The sequence below is a fragment of the Nocardia sp. NPDC049149 genome, assembly GCF_043197455.1.
Classification (GTDB): Bacteria; Actinomycetota; Actinomycetes; order Mycobacteriales; family Mycobacteriaceae; genus Nocardia.
In genome coordinates, this window is sequence record NZ_JBICTD010000003.1 from 734930 (window position 1) to 754702 (window position 19773).

8 protein-coding genes are annotated in these 19773 nt (G+C 66.8%); 7 read left to right on the top strand and 1 reads right to left on the bottom strand.

The window, feature by feature from the left end; translation table 11 throughout:
• Positions 1 to 15 precede the first annotated feature (15 nt).
• The 7 genes from ACGFNJ_RS14245 to ACGFNJ_RS14275 all read left to right on the top strand — a co-directional run bounded on the left by ACGFNJ_RS14245 (position 16) and on the right by ACGFNJ_RS14275 (position 7884).
• On the top strand, positions 16 to 864 hold the full coding sequence (locus ACGFNJ_RS14245) for a hypothetical protein (RefSeq protein ID WP_393447180.1): 849 nt from the start codon (positions 16 to 18) through the stop codon (positions 862 to 864).
• Between the two features lie 95 nt (positions 865 to 959).
• A complete protein-coding gene (locus ACGFNJ_RS14250; protein ID WP_393447182.1) occupies positions 960 to 1733 on the top strand; it encodes a hypothetical protein in 774 nt (257 codons plus the stop codon).
• 470 nt (positions 1734 to 2203) lie between these two features.
• A complete protein-coding gene (locus ACGFNJ_RS14255; protein ID WP_393447184.1) occupies positions 2204 to 2707 on the top strand; it encodes a hypothetical protein in 504 nt (167 codons plus the stop codon).
• A gap of 137 nt (positions 2708 to 2844) precedes the next feature.
• Positions 2845 to 3357 (top strand): hypothetical protein, encoded by a 513-nt coding sequence (locus ACGFNJ_RS14260; protein ID WP_393447186.1) that lies wholly within the window; start codon positions 2845 to 2847, stop codon positions 3355 to 3357.
• 199 nt (positions 3358 to 3556) lie between these two features.
• Complete coding sequence (locus ACGFNJ_RS14265; RefSeq protein ID WP_393447188.1) at positions 3557 to 4282, top strand: hypothetical protein; 726 nt, start codon at positions 3557 to 3559, stop codon at positions 4280 to 4282.
• Between the two features lie 409 nt (positions 4283 to 4691).
• Positions 4692 to 5909, top strand: a complete 1218-nt coding sequence (locus ACGFNJ_RS14270; protein ID WP_393447190.1) for a cytochrome P450 — start codon at positions 4692 to 4694, stop codon at positions 5907 to 5909.
• Positions 5910 to 6051: 142 nt separating this feature from the next.
• Positions 6052 to 7884, top strand: a complete 1833-nt coding sequence (locus ACGFNJ_RS14275; RefSeq protein ID WP_393447192.1) for an acyl-CoA dehydrogenase family protein — start codon at positions 6052 to 6054, stop codon at positions 7882 to 7884.
• Here ACGFNJ_RS14275 and ACGFNJ_RS14280 read toward each other — a convergent pair.
• On the bottom strand, positions 7862 to 19312 hold the full coding sequence (locus ACGFNJ_RS14280; protein ID WP_393447195.1) for a winged helix-turn-helix domain-containing protein: 11451 nt from the start codon (positions 19310 to 19312) through the stop codon (positions 7862 to 7864). The genes ACGFNJ_RS14275 and ACGFNJ_RS14280 overlap by 23 nt on opposite strands.
• Between the last annotated feature and the right edge of the window lie 461 nt (positions 19313 to 19773).

Consider the following 19773-nt stretch of genomic DNA (forward strand, 5'->3'; position numbering starts at 1 on the left):
TTCTAAACTCGCATGATGGTGCAGCCAACACCCTGGCAAGCGGGCAAGAATCCACCCGGGCACACCGGCCCGACGAGCCGCACCGCGCGGGCTGGATTGGCCCGCCGGATCGAAGTCGCGCACCTTGTCACCTCTCTCGGACCGCACGTCGCCGCGTTGCGCGGGCAGTGGGGCTACCTGTTCGCGGCGATCGGCAACCTCGTCACCTTCTCGGTGCTGTTCCAGCCGTGGATCAATGCCGCAACGCTCGATGGCTGGATCAAGGCAACGCCCTTTGGAAAATACGAGGTTTCGAGCTCCCTCGTCTTTCTCTGGTCTGGGAAGCCACCGAAACCGACGGTGGTCAACGGCACGTGGGCAGTCCTCGCTACCGTCGCCGTCGCCTTCACCGTCTCCGCCGTGGTGATCAATCTGTGGGCACGCACCGAGATCCTTTTCCGGGTGGCCGCCGGATCCTCCCTTGCCACGGCATTTTTCGTGGTCTGCGCGCTGATCCACATGAACCGCAAAGGGCCGGAACTGCGCGACATGTTCGGGTACGGCAACACCAGGGATCTCGGTGGACAGATCGGTTTGCTGATGCGCTGGATCAACGGCAACGGCAAATACCCCGTGCCGGGCCTCGACAAAGTTTCCCAGGTCACCGCCAGTCTCACCGCCTGGGCCTGGTTCGGCGCCGCGATGGCGGTGATTTCGGCAGTGACCGCATGCACCCAGTGGATGCGTAACCGTCCGGCCGGCCCGCTGCGCATCCACCTGCGCATCCCGTCGCAGCTGCCCATCGTCATCACCCGCAGTGCCCGGCCCGCCACTCGCGCACCGGAGTCCGATCCCGCCCCGGCTTCGGCCGAACCCAAGGCCTGAGACGCACGATCCGCGCCGGCACTGTCCGGCAACACTTCCCGGCAGTGGTGATGCGGACCACGATTCGCCGCGGTCCGGCCCCCTAAACTGGTTCGATGGTGCAGCCAACGCCGTGGCAAGCGGGCAAACAGCAACAGGCACAAGCTATTACGCCAACGCCAACGCAGCGCGCCGCGCGCAGGCGACACCTCGACGCCGTGGCCACCGTGACCGCGCTGCGACTGCAGCTGGCCTGGCTCCGCGGCCACTGGGGTTATGCCTGCGCCGCGATGGGCAACCTCATTACCTTCTTCGCGTTGTTCCAGCCGTGGATCAGAGCGTCGGCGACCGACGGCACGATCAAGGCGACGCCGTTCGGGAAGTACGAGATTTCCAGTTCCCTGGTCGCCCTCTGGTCGACTTCGCCACCACAAATGGCGAAGATCAACGGCACCTGGGCCGTCCTCGCCTGCATCGCCGCCATCCTCACCGTCGTCCTCGCGGTGCTCAACCTTCGAGCCCGTACTCAGGCGCTGTCCACCGCCGTGATGGCGTCCTCGGTGGCCATGTCGCTCTTCGTCGCTTTCGCCCTGGTCAACGTGAACCGGCAGGCGCCGAACGTCAGGAACATGGTCGCGAACGGGCCGCCGCGCGACCCAGGCAGCGTGGCGGGCCTGCTGATTCGCTGGGCCTCGGGCAACAGCACCTATGCGCTGCCCGGCGTCAACAGATACACCTGGGCCACCGCCGGTCTCACCTCGTGGGCGTGGTTCGCGGGCGGGATCGCGGTGTTCTCGGCGCTTGCGGCGACCGCGCAGTGGGCGCGCAATCGCCGGGCCGAGGTCGATCCGGCACCGGTGCGCGTGTCGCTCATCAAGTCGGGCAACTGACACCCCGCTGAAGGTGTGATGCATCACGATCAAGTGGCACGTCATCTGACGTGCCATTAGTTATCGATCAGCTACGCGGAGCCGAAACCCGCCCGTCAGCCCAGCAATTCGCCGAAATTGGTCAAATGTCCTGGAAATCTACGGGCCGCCAGACGACGGCAGGGTCGGCCCGACACGCCTTGACCACTCGAACTCGGCAGCCCTAGCCTGGTGCCAGATGGCCACAGACGCCCATCGATTCTGATTCGAAAAACTCCGCATTCGCAGCGACGCGTACCGGTGGAATCCGACCCGTCAAACACACCTCGCGAAATGATTCAGAGAAGATGGCTAACTCACCTTCCGTAGCAGTCCCATGTCCCGCCACGCCGCGCCAAGACCGGAAATTCTGGTTCATTGCGGCGTTGAGCCTGTTGACCTTCGGCTTGCTCTTTCAACCCTGGGTTTCGGCCACCGGGCCGAGGGGTGATGTGAGCGCCAACGCCTTCGGCCGGATCGACCGCGAACACCTGCACGCGACGATGCCGGGCAACGACTACATCTCCCTGCACAGCACCTGGGGCATGTTCGCGGCCGTCGCCGCACTGACCACCGCCTGCGCGGTAGTGCTGTACCTCGGGACCCGTAGCAACCTCTTCGCACTGCTGATGGTCGTCGGCAGCGCGGTGACCGCGGTGTGCGTGTGCGCGGCACTGCTCTACCTGCACAGCAAAGCACCGGAGCTGCGTGACATGACGACATCGCCGCCGAGCAATTTCACCTCGGGTGTCCGGGCCGTGCTGCACCAACTCCTCGGGTCGGCAGCCGGGGAGAACCAGATCCCCGCCACCGCGAAACTCGATATTCCCGCGATGATCGCAGGCATCAGCAGTGTCGGCGCCGCCATCGCCGCCATCGCCGCAGGGCTCGGCCACGTCGTCGCCGGTTCGCCGGAGCGGGTCACGTACGACATGCGCCACGCCGTCCCGGCCTGATTCCGGATTCGGCGTCTTTCCACCCCTGGTGAACCCTTCGTTGCGTACCGTTACTCAGCGGCACATCATTTGATGGTACGCTGTTGCTTGCCGGGCTCGGACCTCGTCGGCAAGCACGACACCGACGAAGGATGACGATGTCGATGATCACGACCGGTCGAGCAACTCGATCCACCCTCCCCCGCCGACTCGCCGCGGCCGTGCTGACGACCGGACTGCTCGGCCTCGGCGTCGTGTCCGGAGCAGCGCACGCCAGCCCAGGGGCCGACTGCCTCTGGGCAGGCGCCGCGCATGCACCGGGCAGCACGGTCGTTGCCGGCGGCTGGGAGTTCACCTGTGGCTACGCACGGTGGCTGCGCGGCCCGCGAACGGACGCGCGCACCACCGTGACGAACCCCGGCGCCAAGGCCAATCCGCGCGGCAGGTTCAGCGCGGGCGCGCTGCAACCCGGCACCGATTACACCGACTACTGCGTCGGCGATCAGCTCATCGATGGCCGCGACGATATTTTCGAGGTCATGCAGGACGGGAACGGCTCTCTGTGGTGGAAAGCCGCGGGGCCGATCTCGGGCTGGCACTTCGACGGAACGACGCCGCCGCCGGTGTCGTGGCGGCGCTCCAGCCTCTGTCGCGATGGTGAACTGATCTAGCGCACCACATCGGGCCGGTGCCGCAGGTTCGCCGCGGCGGCGTCGGCCGGGCACGCAGGAACCTCGCCGGTCGACCTTCCCCCCAGTCACCCTGGTAGGTAGGTATGCCACGGGATAGCCGTCAGGTATCACCCCATGCGCGCAGGCCGCCGAAATCCGACGATTGTGCTGGACGTATCAGCACGCAGATCGGATCGCCATGGTGCCAAACAGTCTCCTCTGGACCAACTTTCACGGGCCGGAGAAATACGCCACCGATGATGTCGTGATCACCGCGCTGACCGCCGCCGACGGTCGCTGTGTCGGGGTGACGCTGCCGATGCTCGACCAGCGCGACACCGCCTACCAGCAGTACGCCGGGAAGCGGATTCGCCGGGGTGATCGTTACTTCAGTCTGGTCACTCCGTTGCCAACGGGCCGAGGTGAACCGCAGGCATGGGACTTCGGGCCCGCACGCAGAGCGCCTTGGCACGACGCGGTGCTCGCGGCCGGTGCGCCGCCGATTCTGCTGCTCACGCACGTGCGCTGCGGCCGCGCGGTCATCAGTGTGCTGCAGGATGGTCTGCCGACGTTCGCGTGCGTCTCCGGGGAGACGCTCGGGCGGCTGGTCGCCAACCATCCGATCTTCCGGCGTGCGCTCGCCGCGAATCCGGGTAGTCCGGTGGTGCTGCCGATTCGGGAGTACGGCGACCCGCATCCGTTGGTCGGCCCGCCCGCCGCTATGGCATTGCAGCGCAGCGGTGTCGATCGAGATATCCACACGGTCAACGGCATTCCGGTCCTGCGCGTCGGCAAGGCGGGAAGCTGGTCCCAGCTCGGTATCGAGCCGAGGCAGGATCCGGCGGGACATCCGATGCCGCCCTTCTACAGTTTCGCCGCAGTGGATCGGGTTGCCGCGCGGCAACCCGCGGCGGCCCAGCACTGAACGAGCCTGCCGCGATTGCTGTTCCCAGCGCCGGGAACAGTGACGGGTGCGGCGCTGCGTATCGTCAGAAGAGATTGACTGAAAACTGTTGCATTCGAACATCTTCGAGATACCGGCCGGTTTCATGAGCAGGACCCCCAGGTTGCTCACCGGCCTGCGCGAGCAGAGGAGTTCCAGCGTGTCCACGTTCCATCGTGCGCCCAATCCGCTGCCCTCGAACCTGTTCCCGTTGTTCCGATTACCTCGGTAGGCACGCCGAGCCACCACACCTCCACCGCGATCCGGATACCCCGGTTCGCGGTGGCTACGTGTGTGCGCACATAGCGGCAATCCCACACCTCTCGCCCGACCAAGGAGAACCTCGGCAGTGCCTGTGCACGCTCAAACCGCCCCAACGACTAATCCCCCCATGCCGATCGAGGCGGTCGGACCGCGAATCCCGATCTATACCGAGGAATTCGCGGCCGATCCACACGGCGCATACCGCAGTATGCGCAACCGCTACGGCACCATGGTGCCGGTCGAAATCTGGCCGGGTGTGCCAGCCACCTTGGTGATCGGCTACCGCACCGCGGTCAGGATTCTCAATGATCCCGAGCACATGTCCGCCGATCCCCGGCCATGGCAGAAGACCGTTCCCGCGAACCTGCCGATCATGCCGATGGTCGAATGGCGACCGAATGCGTTGCGCAGCAACGGAAACACGGTCGAGCACACACGGTATCGCAAGGCGACAAATGACGCATTGGCCGGGGTCGACCAGCACGCCTTGCACGGCATGGTGGAATCGGCCGCCCTGCCGCTGATCAACGCGTTCTGCGAGACCGGGTCCGCGGATCTGTTGAGCGACTACAGTCTTCCGCTGGTATTCGCGGTGCTCAATCAGATGCTCGGCTGCCCGCCACAGATCGGTCAGCAGGTCGCCGAAGCGAGCAAGGCACTGTTCGAAGGGGTCGACACGGCCACCGTGAACGCGATGCTCGACGCGGCATTGCTCGACCTCACCCGGCTCAAGCGCGCGGTGCCCGGCGACGACCTCACCACCCGGCTGGTGCGCCATCCGGCGGAACTGACCGACACCGAGATGATCCATCAGCTCGTCACCTGCTACTCCGCGGGCATCGAGATACCGCAGAACCTCATCGCCAACACGGTGCTGCTGATGTTGACCAACGAAAAGCGGTTCATGGGCAACGAACTCGGCTTCGCACCGTCGACCACCTCGGCGCTCGACGAGATCTTGGCGACCGATCCGCCGCTGGCCAACTACTGCATCACCTACCCGCTGCAACCCATCGTGATCGACAACGTCTGGCTGCCCGCGAACCAGCCGGTGATCACCAGCATGGCGGCGTGCAACAACGGCCCTGAGCTCAACACCGGCGACTACGCGGGCAACGGATGGAATCTCGCGTGGGGTTCCGGACCGCATGCCTGCCCCGTGCTCGCCAGGTCGTTCGCGCAGCTGATCGCACACGACGCCATCGACCTGCTGCTCGACGCATTGCCGGAACTGCGGCTCGCCGTCCCCGCCGACGAATTGGTATGGCGCCCTGGGCCGTTCCACCGCGCCCTGTCTCAACTGCCGGTCGTCTTCCCCAAGACGCCCCCGATGAATCTCAGGTAAGGACCGTGTATGGAATAGCCGCGCACCAGCGAACCGATGACAGCACCGGGCCGCCCACCGGCGTCCGCCCGGACAAACCCGCCCGCGCGCCACCACCTCGAGCGATTCTGTGCGGGCCGAACCCAGCGTCAGGGTGAGTGCAATGACAACTTCAGACGTTACCGCCAACGAAACGTACGCCGAGCCACCGCTTCGGCCTTTCGAAACCGCCGCAACCACAACGACTGTCGAGGCGCTGCGGGAGGTGATCTTCGGTGCCCACACGTCGCTGCACACCCAGGTGCGCGACCTCGTCGTCGGCCTGTCCGACCTGCCGCCCTCCGGACTCACCTTCGCACGGGAAACCGAGATCGCCCCCGCGCTGTTACGCGCGGTCATCGCCGGGCTCGGGCGCCCGGCCAGCGAGATCGCCGCCGACGCGCATTTGCGCGGCGCGCTCTGTGATTGGGCGCAGGTCGCAGCCCCCAGGCTATTGCTTGTGCTCACTGGGCATTTCGACCTGACGGTCGGCGCCATCCTCGCGCTCGGCAACGGGTCGCGGTATCAGCAGGACTGCCTCGCCGAGCTGGACACCGGCGCCGCACTCGGTGTGCTGATGCTGACCGAACTCGGCGGCACCAACGGCGCCGACCAGCAGACCATCGCGCGCTGGGACACTGCCGCAGGCGAATTCCGGCTCAGCACACCGGCGGCCAGCGCGGTCAAGATCATGCCCAACGTCGCCGACGCCCGCGTGCCGAAAACCGCGGTGGTCACCGCGCGGCTGCTCGTCGACGGACGCGACGAGGGCGTGCTGCCCTTCCTGCTCCGGCTGCGCACGCGGCACGGGCTGGCCGACGGCGTGCACGTAGTGCGCTTGCCGGACAAGGATTCCGCGCCGATGGACCACGCGATGATCCGGTTCGACGACGTGCGGCTGCCGCGCGCGGCGCTGCTCGGCGGGGACTGGGCACAGATGTCCACGGACGGCCGCTTCGACTGCACTTTGCCGCCGCGCAAGCGATTCCACCGCGCCATCAGCGTGCTCGGCAACGGCCGACTCGACCTCGCCAACGCGGCGATCGCCAGCGCTCGCGCCGCGCTGGCCGGGCTGGTCAACTACACCCGCCAGCGCAGGCCGGGCGCCGGAATGCTGATGGCCGATCGCGATGCCGTGCAACGAGATCTGGTCACCGGACTCGCCGCGGTCTATGCCGCAAGCGGTCTCGGGCTTCGGCTGCGCGACCTGCGGGCGACCACCACAGGCAGCGGCCAGGAGCACGCGGTGTGGTCGATGCTCGCAAAACCGTTGCTGTCCAACACCGCTCATCAAGTGCTCATGATGTGCAGGCAGCGCGCCGCGGCCCAGGGTGCACTGCGCGTCAACCACATCGTCGACTGGGTCGGCAATCTGGAGGCGATCATCACCGCCGAGGGTGAGAACCAGATCATGCAGATCACCGCGGGCAAGCAGGGCCGAGACCTCACCGCGCTCCGACTACCCGATACGCCGCGCATGCCTTGGTACATCGACACACTCGCGGAACGCGAACGTACCATCGCCGCAGACCTGCACAACGGCAGCTACCACTCGGCCGGCCATGCGCTCGGGCCGGACTCGGCCGCCATCGAACTGGCCACCGCGACCGCGGAACGGCTGGCGGCAACAGCATTGGCCACCGCGGCACTCAACACCAGCGACCCCACCGCCAAGGAACTGATCGGCGCCGCGGCCGGGGCGTACGCACTCGAACGCATCCATGCGCGCGGCACGTGGTACACCGCGCACCGACGCATGTCGCCGGATCTGGCGACATGGGTGACGACCGAGCTGAACCGGCTGCACGGGGTACTGAGCGCGCACCTGCCGATCATGGTCGCCGCCTTCGACATTCCCGATCTCCCCGGACCCATTTTCGCCACAGATTACATCCGGGCGTGGCAGGACTATGCGGGCTGGGACGACGAAATATTCACTGCGGTGGATAGTCGTTGAACCGGTAGCCGACACCGCGGACCGACTCGATGCGCGGGTCGGTCCGATCGGTGTCGCCGATGCGGGCACGCACTTTTTCGACGAGTCGCTGCACCGTCGGGATCGGCACCCCCTCGTTATCCCAGACGGCTGTGGCGAGCTCCTGGTAGGTAACGACGCTCGGCGAGCCGATCAATGTCCGCAGCACGCCGAGCTGTTTCGGGCCGAGTTCGACCGTCTCGTCATCAATGAACACCTGTGGCGGTGCCGTTTCGACCCGGATGCCATGGCGGGTGCGAACTGTCGACCCCGACTCGTGCCGGGCCTCGGCCGTATCGGCGTCCGAGGCATCGGGTTTCGCTTCGAGATCGGTCTCGAAGCGAAACCCGATGCCTTCGACGTACTTGATGCGCCGGACGCGGGGATCGGTGTCGCCGAGCTTGTTGCGCAGTGCAGTGACAGCAAGCATCAACGAACGGGTATCCAGCTGTTCTCCCGTCCATTCCTCGCCGAGGAACGCCGTCCTCGGTACGACCCTCCCTGCGTTCGCCATCAACAACGCCAACACATCGAACTCCGCTCGGGTGAGGTCGACGAGAACGCCACGATGGAAGACCCGACGCCCATGCGGCTCCCACCGCAACCCATCGATCACGAGAGCGTCATCGTCGACGAGAACCGGCGCACCGATCCCGTCGAATCGCCAACCGAAACCGGGAACGAGCGCAATCGACGTCGGACCGCCGAGTTTCAGCCGCAGCCGCTGCAACTGTGAACCGAGCAGCTCGTCCGATACGCCGTCGGTACCTACCACTGCCCGAAGTTCTTGCCATCCGCTGATTCGGCCCGCATTTCTCATCAGCAGCTCGAGCAGATCGAACTCCAAGCGGCCGAAGGCGATCAGCTCGTCGTCGACGAAAACCCGCCGCCCAGGCGGCTCCAACCGGACGCCGGCGACCTCGATTGCGCCTTCGTCGACGACGACACGGTCACCGACACCGTCGAATCGCCAGCCGAAACCCTTCACTGTGGCAATGGATTGCGCACCGAGCCTGCGACGGACGGCGGCGACAAGTGACCGCACCGCCTCTTCCGTTCCTACTCCGCCGTACAGCTCGTCGATGATCGTCTGCGGTGAAACAATGCGTCCGCCCTGTGCAATGAGCGTTCTTATCAACGCATACGCAGGCAGTCCCTTCGCCACTCGTCCTTGCGAATCGAGCGACGCCGCCCTGCCGTTGACGTACAGACGCAAGTCACCCGACTCGGTGGTCTCCAGCACGACACCGCCTGTCGCACTGCCGAATCGGCAGCCGAGCTCGCGAACGACCAGGGCCGGAGGCAGATCCGGGATCTTGCGTCGCAATTGCACGAACGCTCCCCTGACCGCGATAGACGTTTCATCGAGGTCCCGGGTCCTCGGCATTGCTCCCGCAGGCAGCGTCCGCCGCATGGTCGCCCACGAGACGATCCGGCTCTGATTCCGCAGCGCGAACTCGAGCAGATCGAATTCCAAGCGGCCGAGCTCGACCAGCTGGTCATCGACGAATACCCGGCGGCCTGCGCGTTCCAGCCGAATGGGCCCTGCCTCCACGACATCCGTTTCGACGACGATTCGGTCGGTGACGCCGTCGAAACGCAGACCGAAACCGGATACGGTGACGATGCTCGCGCTACCGATCGCCTGACGCACATCGTGCAAGGCGCGGTTGACCATTTGATAAGGCGCGTCACCCACCGCACCCACAAGCTCCCTCTGCAGAATGTCCCACGGCACGATCCGCCCGGGCTCGGCCATCACCCGTGCCAGCAGTCGGGTCGCCGTCGAATTCAGCGGCGGCACCTCGCTACCGGCGACGAAAATTCGGGCTGCCCGCTGCTCAGCGCCGCTGACGGAGGGCAGATCGACACGGACACCACCGATCTCCAGTGCCGCGGGTCGGTCCGGGCGACGAACGGTCGGCGGGTCCGAGGGTGCCGCAGGGGCTGACCGAGTGGACCATGGGGTGCCCCCGACGCCAGCCGCCACCGCGCGGTCGGGCGTGGACCAGGGCGTCTCGGGCCGACTGCCAGTGGGTGCTTCGACCCGAATATCCGCCGCTACCACGGAAACTCGCCGACCACGCAGGTCGTGCCCCTCGCCGGTGATGCCGGGCACCACCCCACCGTTGTGCAACACCGCCATGACACCGGCGGCGGTGGCCGTCGAGACCGCCTCGCCCAGCATTGCGGACAGCTGCAGCACTCCGTCCGCGATACCGTCGTCAGGGACGACAACGACGTCGTCGACGTCTTCGAACAGAGCCCGGGCTACCTGCGTTTCGACCGCATCGGGCCCATTCGCTCGGATCGCCGCCGCGAGCGTCGGTGTGCTTTCCGGAATGGCAACGAGGACAAGGCGTTCGCGCTGTACGCCGCGACCGTCGATGTACTCGTTGATCGCCCGCGCTCGTTCCGCGACAGTGGCTAGGTCGCCGGACAGGACAATCACGTCCGAGTGCGGTCGTTGGGCGAGAGCGGCCGCCAGCACTGGATCTGGGGTGGCGACATCTTTCAACGTAGCGACATCTGCTGGCGTTGCGGCCTGTGCTGGCGTTGCCGAGATTTCAGGCGGGACAACACCTTCCGGCGCGGCAGGCGAGCTCGACGGCCGTTCCTGCTGCTCGGACCCGGAGGCCAGCATGATGCCGAGATCTACTCCGGTGAGCTTCTTCACGGCCCGCGGGCGCACGACCCGCACTGCGGGCGTGTCGGATCGAGACGTGGCGTCAGCGCGTGCGGGCGACGCGGCTGCGTCCGGATCCGGACCGGGCGGCGGGCCATGGATGCGGCCGCGCGGAATCTGGCGATTGCCCGCGTTATCCGGGTTCATGCCGTGCAGCGGATCCACCGGGACGTCGCCCTCGAAGGCGAGTGCGTGCACACCCGCGGCGGCGGCATCCGCCGACAGCATGGCCGCCCAGGCGCGCACCGCATCGTCGCCCTCGATGTGGCGGACCCCCACCACGGGATTGCCTGCGTCGTCGTGCTGCAACTCGGGCTCGGCGGCGACAACGCGGCCGTTGTCATCCACCTTGATCAGCACCGCGTTCGCGCCCGCATTCGCATCGATCGGCTGGTAATCGAGGGATAAGACCGCGGTACGCCGCAGTCCCGCCGCGCGTTCGGAGCGCGGTGACTCGGACACCCACTCGAAGGCCGCCGTCACATCCCGGAAACGACGCCAATTCGCGCCCGCCCACCGCGCCGCGTCGTGACCGTCGACGCCGGACAGCACGATCTCGTCGATCTGCTCCTCGGGTATCCGGAATCCTGGCCGCGGGCCATCGCCCTGCGCGGCCTCGTGGAACATCACGACCAGACAGGTCAACGGAGCATTCAGGACGATGTGCCGCCGATTCGCACCCGCGCCCCACGATCCGGCCTTCGCGAATTCGACATCGAGTCGATCATCGAGATCACCAAGTTCTTCCCACGCCTCCTGCCGCGTCTCCGCCTCGGCGATCAGCTCTTCGCGAGTGCGCGCCATGATGTCGAGATGCCAAGCAAGATCGGTCAATTCGGTGAGACGGGCATCCCAGCCGAAGCCGGGCCCGGTGTCACGATCCCGCCACAACCGCGCCTGAACCAGACCCGCGTCCACCGCGTCGATGGCGCGCACCCAGGACTCGGCGCGATGAAAATCCGCAGCAAGGTTGAGCAGCAGTTCCAGCTGATGGTAAGACTCGAGTGCCTCCAGCAGATCCGGTTGGGCCGACAGCGCCGCCGATGGTTCGAGCAGTTGTTCCTCGGCCCACTGCCACGTCATCAGGTCCGGGTCTGCCGATACCCGTCGAGCGATCTGGGCGCGCAGCTCCTCGGACAACTCTTCGAGTTCCCACGCTGCCGAGGAACCCGGCCACAACTGGGTGATGGACTCGATTCCTGTCCCTGGGGAGGCATCAGAAAACCGTTGCGCCGCCCGAGCGGCCAGCCCGACGAGCTCGCCGCGCAACGCGAAGAGACTGGCCCCGAGTCGATCCCGGCGCGCACGATCCTCGGGACCATCGGGGGGCGGCTGCTGCCCCGTCACCGACAAGTCGAGCGCCGCATCGGCTACCGCGTCGTCCACCGCCGTGTTCAGCACGGTCAGCTCGCCACGTCGCTGATGCGCGGCCCGACCCCAGTCGGCGTATTGCCGAAGCTCGAGATATTCCTGCACCAGCGCGTCCTTGAATAGCAGCCAGTCCGCGTCCTGGTCGGCCAACCCCTCCCATTCGAATCCGGTGGGGACGTGAAAAAGGTCGGCCGAGTAGGGAACCCGTGCCGCGGCATCGGACTGTTCGTCGGGTGGCCGCGTCTGTTCCTGCAACTGCGCGGCAGTCAGATCGGCAGGATCGGTGTCGATGATCGACCGCAAACGGTCGTGCGTCAGCCGTAGCTTGCTGAGCAAGCGTCGCTGGATATCCCGGCCTGGTTGCAGCTGTTCGTGCGGCAGCGCGTATTTGACCGACATCTGCTCGACCCAGCCGTCCTCCAGCCCCGGCAGCACCGGTCTCGATGCGACCACCTGGACGGTTGTCGCCCAGCGATCGACGCGGTAGACCAGACTCAGCATTCGCAGGTAACGCGCTGCCGCATCGTCGAGCACGGGACCGGGCTGGTCCAGCACCTCGGTGAACGCCATCCGCGCGTCGAGCAGCGCTCGTTCCATGGTGTCGATAACCTGGATGCGCGATCGGAGCCGATCGCAACCCGCGATGACCTGCAGTTCGTCGAAAGTCTGCGCGAAAACACCCCACGCCGTGGCCAGTGTCTCGTTGCGGCCGTCCGCGGTGAGCGTGTGCACCACGTCCGCGATATCGGCGACCCGGTCGGGATCGGTCAGCTCGGTGGGGAGCAGCTCGATTCGCGCCGCCTGCGCCAGCGCGTTGATCACTGCCGACGTCGCCAGTTCGAGATCACGGGCCAAATAGCGGCGTACCCGGGAATCCTTGCTCAGCGCTTTGTCGATGTCGCCGTCGAAGCCACCTGCGGCGAGGATGTCGGCGAGATCCGCACGCAGCGAACCGAACTCGTCTCCGGCGTCGCCGCGCAACCCAGCGACGGCGGCGGTGAGCACGCCGCCTTCCTCGATGGCTTCCGCCTGCGTCTGCAACCGGGAATACAGCTCCTCGAATCCACGAATTTGTCTGTCCCGCAGCCGATTCAACCGTTCGACTACCGAGGTCGGGTCTCGGGATTCGGCGAGCCGCTCGGCGATCTCGTTCTCGGTCTGGGCAACCAGATCGGCCTGTTGCCGCGCATCGCCTGCGGCAGTTCCTATCTCCTGGGTCACCCGCCGCAGATCCGCGAGCAAGTGCGCGCACTCGCCGAACGTCTCAGCAAGCGACAGGCTCTCGTCGACGCCTCGATAGTGCCGGTAGAGTTCGTTGACCTCGGGCGAGTACCGCCGCGAATGGGCATGCAGCGCTTCGAGATGCGTGGAAACCGGGCCGGGCGGCAGCAATTCGACGAGCCGTGCCCGTGCGTTCTGCCGCAGCCGTTCCAATTCGAGCAGATCCGGCGCGCCCTGGAACAGACCCGGTATCGGCGCCGTGGCAGCACGGGCAACCAGCTGCCGCGCGGCGTGCTCCCGAAGCACCGTCGCGCCGCGTAACGCCTCCTCCAGCAGGTCGATCCAGTGTTCGAGATCTGCCCTCTCGTCAGTGCTGCCGATGTCTGTCCAGCTCCGTAGCAGCTCGCGGAGTCCGGCGATCGTCTCCGGCCAGTCACTGCTCGGCGTGTGGCCGTGCGGTATCTGCAGCCGGGTGGCGTACTCCTCCCGCTCTCGCGGGTCGAGCGGGCGCAGCGGGCGTCCGTTGGCGTCGAACAGGATCACCAAGTGCTGGAACGCCTCTCGGGGCGTGTCGGTCGAGAAATCGCGCACCCGGGATTCGTCGACGGACAGCACCGTGCCGTCTTCCTTCGCCACTTCCCCGTCCCGCTGGTTGACCGCCAGCTCGACATGCCCCTGCGAACCCTTGTCGTCCGGGACCTTCCACTGCGTGAGCACCAGCGCCGCTTCGGCCGGATCGGCCGGGTCGAGCAGGCGGGCGCGCAGCTCGGCGCGGCTGAGATCCTCCGGGGCACCGCCCGCCGCCGCAATGATTTTCCCGAGGTCGGTTCCCGCCAACCTCCGCTCATCGGCCATCACTCGAATGTCGCTGTCCGGAAACAGATCTCGGAGTGTGAGCAAGGACGACACCGCACAGTTGCCCGCGCCGTGGTTCGGTGCGGCCGTAGCATCCACGGCATTGGCAGCCGCCACCAGCGCGACGAGTTTCTGGTCGAGAATATCCAGCGCTTGCGCCCAGTCGTATTCGGCGGGTCCGTCGGCGGTCGCGTGCGCCAGTGCAGCCCGCAGCCGTGCGGCGGCCAACCTATCGATCAACTCGAGCTGTCGTCGGCGCCCGTCGGATTCTTCGAGATCCCCTGCTTTCCTTGTGGTTTCGACAAGTGCCAGCCGTTGCTTGGTGAGGCGGCGAGCCAATGCCTCCCGTGCGCGATCCGCCGCCGGGCTGACTACATTCGGATCCTCGGGCGCTGCCGGGTGCGTCGGTGGGCCATACTCCAGCTCGGCCCTTTCGGCCGCGAGTACCAGGTGTTGGTAGAGCAGCCATTCACCCTCGGTCGGTTCCGCTACGGTGCCGGCCGGTAGCTGTGAATACATCGACACCTGAACAAATGCCTCGGCAGGCGCCTCGATTTCGTCGGGATCACGCTCACCGAGCATGTTGACCCGGATGCCGTAGCCGCTGTACTGCTCGACCACCCATGCTTCATACCCGGTATCGGCGCCACGAGTTGCTTCATAGTGACCATAGACAAGGTTGACCGCATCACGCTCTACATCGCGGCCTCCCGCGTTGCTCAGTCCATGTCCGAGTTCATGCTGCACGAGGCGAACCATCGGATCGTCGGCTCCGCCCCGGAAACGCCCCTCCGCGTCCGCCTTTATTGCCTCGATTCGAGCCAGCTCCCTGCTGATGGCGAGCCGCTCTTGGAACATGAGCGATGTCCCCAGTGGTGTGTCTCCGTCGCGGCGCGGATACGCCGTGCCTTCCAGCGTTCCGCGTAGCGGCGCAAACCCGGATTCGACGAGCCTGATCTGCGGGTGTTCGACGAGAGTCGCGCGAACGGTCGTGACCAATTCGCGCACCGAGGCACTGTCGAGGCCGGGTATTTCAAAACCGAGGAGAGCGGCGCCGTGTGCTCGCGCCATCGCCTCGCCCAATGCCATATTCACCAGGGTTTGTGCCCGCTCCGATTCGTTCGTGGGCGGCACCAAACGTGAGTGCCGCGCGGACCACACTCGAGCCATTCGCTGGATCAGATCATGCACCTCGAGTTCGGCGAGGGACGCGTTCGCCCGATCGATCCGCACCGCGAAGTGTGACGCCACCAGCGCGGCCCGAACATCGAGAGTCCCGTCGCGGTAGAACGCCTCGGCATTCAGCTGTTTTCGGCCCCAATCGGCGAACGATTCCGCGTCGCCGCGAGTACGCATCCACAGTTCGCGCAGCAAACCGGGCAGATACTTCTCCGCGCGCCATCGTCCGGCCTCGACCAGGACGTTTCCCAGTTCTGCGACAACCAGGCAATACACTGGCCGATCCGGCACCACCAACCGAGGGTTGGCCTCGACCAACGCCTGCCATGCCGCGCGCAACAGATCGGGATCGTCCACATACTCTCGGTTCAGGTACAGGGCCGACGACCGCAGCCCACCCAATTGGTTCGACGTCGAAGTGTCGGAGACCCCCTCGACGCCATACGGATCGCCGATGCGGATCGTGTACAGATTGGCCGCCGTAGCACCGTGGTCGAGAATCGCCAGAGCCATCTCGCGGGCGGCAGCAGGATCGAGATCGGCGCTGTCGACTTCGAACTCGACGCCGCGACCGCGGCGCAGACCATCGATCACCTCATCGACGGTCGAACACTGCTCGGGGTGCCAACCAGCAGGCAGCGGGTGACGCTCGACGACCCCCTCATCGACGTAGGTCTGAAGCTCGCGTCTGGCGAGAACGAATTCGATCTGCCGCCGGTCGTACTCCGCCGCACTCTGTTCTTCGTCCTGATCGACCGCACCAGCCACAACGCGGGCGTAGGCAGCGCCCGCCTCGCGCAGCCGCTGTTCCCGTTCGGCGTAGCGCTCGAATAGGCGATCCGCATGACCACGCTCCGAAACGACCTGTCCGCGCCGGACAATCGCGGTGACGAGTGGAAGATCGCCGACGTCCTTCACGAAGGTCGAGAAGATATCCGAATCAAGGACATCGGCAACCACCCGAACTATCTCGGCACCTGCACCGGTCCCGACCAAATGGAGCCTCGGTGTGACCCCCGCTGTCCTGCTCGCCGCGGACAGCAACTGCAACGCCAGCTCACCCGCTGCCCGATCGCGGCGGGCGCTGTCCAGCGCACCCCCCGACGGGTCGTACGCAACCACCGTCACCACCGCCGCCTTAGCGAACCGCCGCGCCACGACCGCATACAGATCCGCCGCCTGGTGCACCATGGCGGGCAGCGCGGTCCAGTCGACCGCCGGGTCCGGCACGAACCCCCACACCTCGTCCACGTCCGCCATGTCGCCGAAGGCAAACATCGCGGTACTCGGCGACAAGAGATCCGCTGTACCGGTGGACGATTCGACGCCGAGCACCGAGACTGACGGCGGACGCTGCGGCTCGGCCGCCCGGATTTCGGCGGTCTCGAACACCAGTCGCATCGGATCGAGAAAACGCTCGTCCGCCGTGGCGTTGCTCGTGGCGTCGGCGTACTCGTCGGACCTCAGCCACGGGGGAGGCTCGACCGGCCCGATGTCTTGACCTTCAGTCGGCTCAGCGGATCCGTCCTGGGTCGCAAGCTGCACCTCCGTCTGCTCTGTTGTGCTCTGATCGGTGGTTCCGTCGGCAGGCGCGGCAGATACACCAGGCTGCCCACCAACGGTGTCGCCCCGGCCCGGGTCGGTGGTCCCGTCCGGAGCCGCGGCAGGCACACCAGTCTGCCCAGCAGCGCTGTCGCCCCGGCCCGGGTCGGTGGACCCGCCGGGGTCGGCCGAGGCGGCGGCACCCGCGTTTTCGTGCGCAGGTTCCGTTGGTCCGGGTTCGTTGGCTGCTCGAAACCGGATGGGCTCCACCGGGTTCGGCATCGTGGGAGGTACATCGGACACCGGTGCCGCCGGCCTTGGCAGATCGTCGGGGTCCGAGGGACTTTGGACTGCGCCCGGGCGCGCGAGCACGTGCGGATGCGGGTTCGTCTCGTCCAGCTCTGGCGGCCGCAGTGTCGGATCGTCCGGTGCGCCAGGACTGTTCGGGTCCGGCGCCACCGGTCCCCACGGCTGCATCGCGGGCACCCAACCCGGGCCACCAGTAGCTGCACCGCCCTGCCTGGTCACCGAGGGCTGCTGCGCCGTGGCAGCCGTCCTCGAGGTGGCGGGTGGCTCAACTGTCGGTGGGGTCGCTGGCGACTCAACTCTCGTGGAAGTCGCAGGCAACTCAACCCTCGTGGGAGTCCCGGGCAGCTCAACTCTCGTGGGAGTCCCGGGCGACTCCACCGTCCCGGGAGTCGCGGGCGACTCCACCGTCCCGGGAGCCGCAGGCGACTCCACCGTCCCGGGAGCCGCAGGCGAATCAACCCTGCCCGGAGTCGCGGGCAGCTCAATTGCTGTGGGGGTCGCGGACGAATCAACCCTCCCGGGAGTCGCGGACGTATCCATTGTCGCGCGGGTCGCAGGCGACTCGACCGACCCGAGGCTCGCGGGCGGCTCAACCGTCCTGAGAGTCGTGGGCGGCTCAACCGTCCCGAGGCTCGTGGACGACTCGACCGACTCGCGAGTCGCGGGCGGCTCAACCATCGAGGGAGTCGCTGGTGACTCGAGTTTCGGGGGAATCGCTGGTGACTCACCGAGCTCTACTGCCGTATCCGTACGAATGCCAAGCTCTCGCAGCGGATTTCGCTCCAGCACGCCTATCGGTCCGGACTGTGCCTCCGGCTTGGCGACCGAACCATCGGGCACGGCACCGCCGGCATCTCGCCACACCGACGACAAGCCGAGGTCGGTATTCATCGACGCCGGGGCGGTGCCTGGGCTGTCTCCGCCGCGCGCCGCTGCACCGAACACGCTCATTCGGTGTGTGCCCGCTCGGTCCGTTGTCGAGTATCCACCGAGCTCGGCGGGAAGTCCACCGCCAGGCTCCGGGCCGGAGGGCCGCGCCCCGCCGCCGTCACCAGGCGGCCGCGTCGGGGCGTACCCGCCGTCGCCACCACCGCCGTCGAACCCGTTGAGCCAGAATATTCCGCGCGATTCGGGTTGCCCAGCAACACTATTCGGGTCCGCCAGGAAGGCGCCGTCCCCGCCGGGCCGCCGGCCGGGACCTGCGGGACCAACCAGCTCCACCGACGAGCCATCCCCCGACGACAGCGCCATCAGCTGTTCGCGCGCCCCCTGCTCGGCCAACTGCGCCAGCCGGGCCACGGACTCGCCGTCCCCGATCGATTCCGAAAACAACAGCCGCTCAGCGGCCGCGGACTTGCCGTCGATCAACAGCCGCTCAGCGGCCACGGACTTGGCGTCGGTACCGGTCGGCGCATCGAGAGGCGGGGCACCCTGTCGCGCCGCGCTGATCGTGTGCGCGGCCAACCCCAGCACGCCGCCGCTGATCAGTTGCGTCACAGGCGAATCGAGCCGTCCGATGGCCACCGCGCCGCCGAGTGCACCGAACACTCCGGCCCCGGCGGCAACAATCGCACGCCCCCACCCGGCGGATATATCCTTACCGACGACCTTCGCGACCACTCCGGCACCGAGCCTGCCGCCCATCGCGGAACCGACGCCCGCCAGGCCCGCCGTGCCAACCAGCGCCCAGTCCACACCATGCCGGGTGGGCTGGGCCAACTGGATCCCCATGTTGAGCCCCGCCTGCGCCGCGCCGAACGCAACCCCTTCCGCCACGAACAGGCCGGCCCGCGCCATCGTCACGGCTGCCGATCCCGCGCCGATCCGACCGACCAACCCCTCCAACAACGCCAAAAACCGCGCACGCGCCTGCGCGGCTGCGGCTACCGAAGTCCCGGCACAGAGCACCATGAGCACGAGCAGCGACATTTCCGTGATGGCCAACTCGACGTCGTTGGCCACGTCGTCCAACCAATCCGCTACGGCCACAGCGAATCCCGACAGCTGTTCGGAATGCTTCGTCAGCGCCGCCCCCGACTCGTGCACCGCACGACCGACGTGACTTCCCACGTCGACGGCACCCGCCAAGTTCTGGATACCGCCCGCAACCGACGCCCGCACATCGGCTGCGCCCGTAGCGATCTCGCGCCAGGTGGCCGCCAGCCGACGCAACGCCTCGGGATCTCCCCTCGGGAATTGCCCCCCGAACACGAGCTTCTCCGCGAACTCCGATACCGGCGAACTCATCGAGGCACCCCACGGCCGCACCGATCAGGCCGGCGCACCCACTGTCGAAACCGCATCATCGCTCAGTCCGTACCGTCGAATGCCACCCGCTCGGCTCGAGCGCGACGCCACCTCATTTCACCGATCGAGAATCGTTGACAGACATTCTCGCTCCGCTCCCGTTGTGCCCTGGTTACCACGGCTGGGAGGTTCACTCGCCCCTTGTTACGTTCGCGGTTCCGGGATCTGGAGGAATTCCGCTGAGCAAGAGCCCGATCGCCACCCTCATCGACTTCATGGGTCGATTGGTCGGCGTTGTCCGGGATGAATCGAAGGTGCTGCACGATCACACCCGCGCACCCGGAACTGCGGCAAAAAGAGTGGTCGAGGCGACGGCAACGGTCGACCGATCCGCCGCACCCGACGTGGCACCACCTACTCAATCGCACGCGTACGCCGCCGCAATCTCCGGCCGTGGTCCG

What these genes read in the sequence shown, in the direction of transcription:
- ACGFNJ_RS14260 (WP_393447186.1), top strand. Translation starts at nt 2,845, where the DNA reads ATGTCGATGATCACGACCGGTCGAGCAACTCGATCCACCCTCCCCCGC.
- ACGFNJ_RS14275 (WP_393447192.1), top strand. Translation starts at nt 6,052, where the DNA reads ATGACAACTTCAGACGTTACCGCCAACGAAACGTACGCCGAGCCACCG.
- ACGFNJ_RS14250 (WP_393447182.1), top strand. Translation starts at nt 960, where the DNA reads ATGGTGCAGCCAACGCCGTGGCAAGCGGGCAAACAGCAACAGGCACAA.
- ACGFNJ_RS14280 (WP_393447195.1), bottom strand. Translation starts at nt 19,312, where the DNA reads ATGAGTTCGCCGGTATCGGAGTTCGCGGAGAAGCTCGTGTTCGGGGGG.
- ACGFNJ_RS14245 (WP_393447180.1), top strand. Translation starts at nt 16, where the DNA reads ATGGTGCAGCCAACACCCTGGCAAGCGGGCAAGAATCCACCCGGGCAC.
- ACGFNJ_RS14270 (WP_393447190.1), top strand. Translation starts at nt 4,692, where the DNA reads ATGCCGATCGAGGCGGTCGGACCGCGAATCCCGATCTATACCGAGGAA.
- ACGFNJ_RS14265 (WP_393447188.1), top strand. Translation starts at nt 3,557, where the DNA reads ATGGTGCCAAACAGTCTCCTCTGGACCAACTTTCACGGGCCGGAGAAA.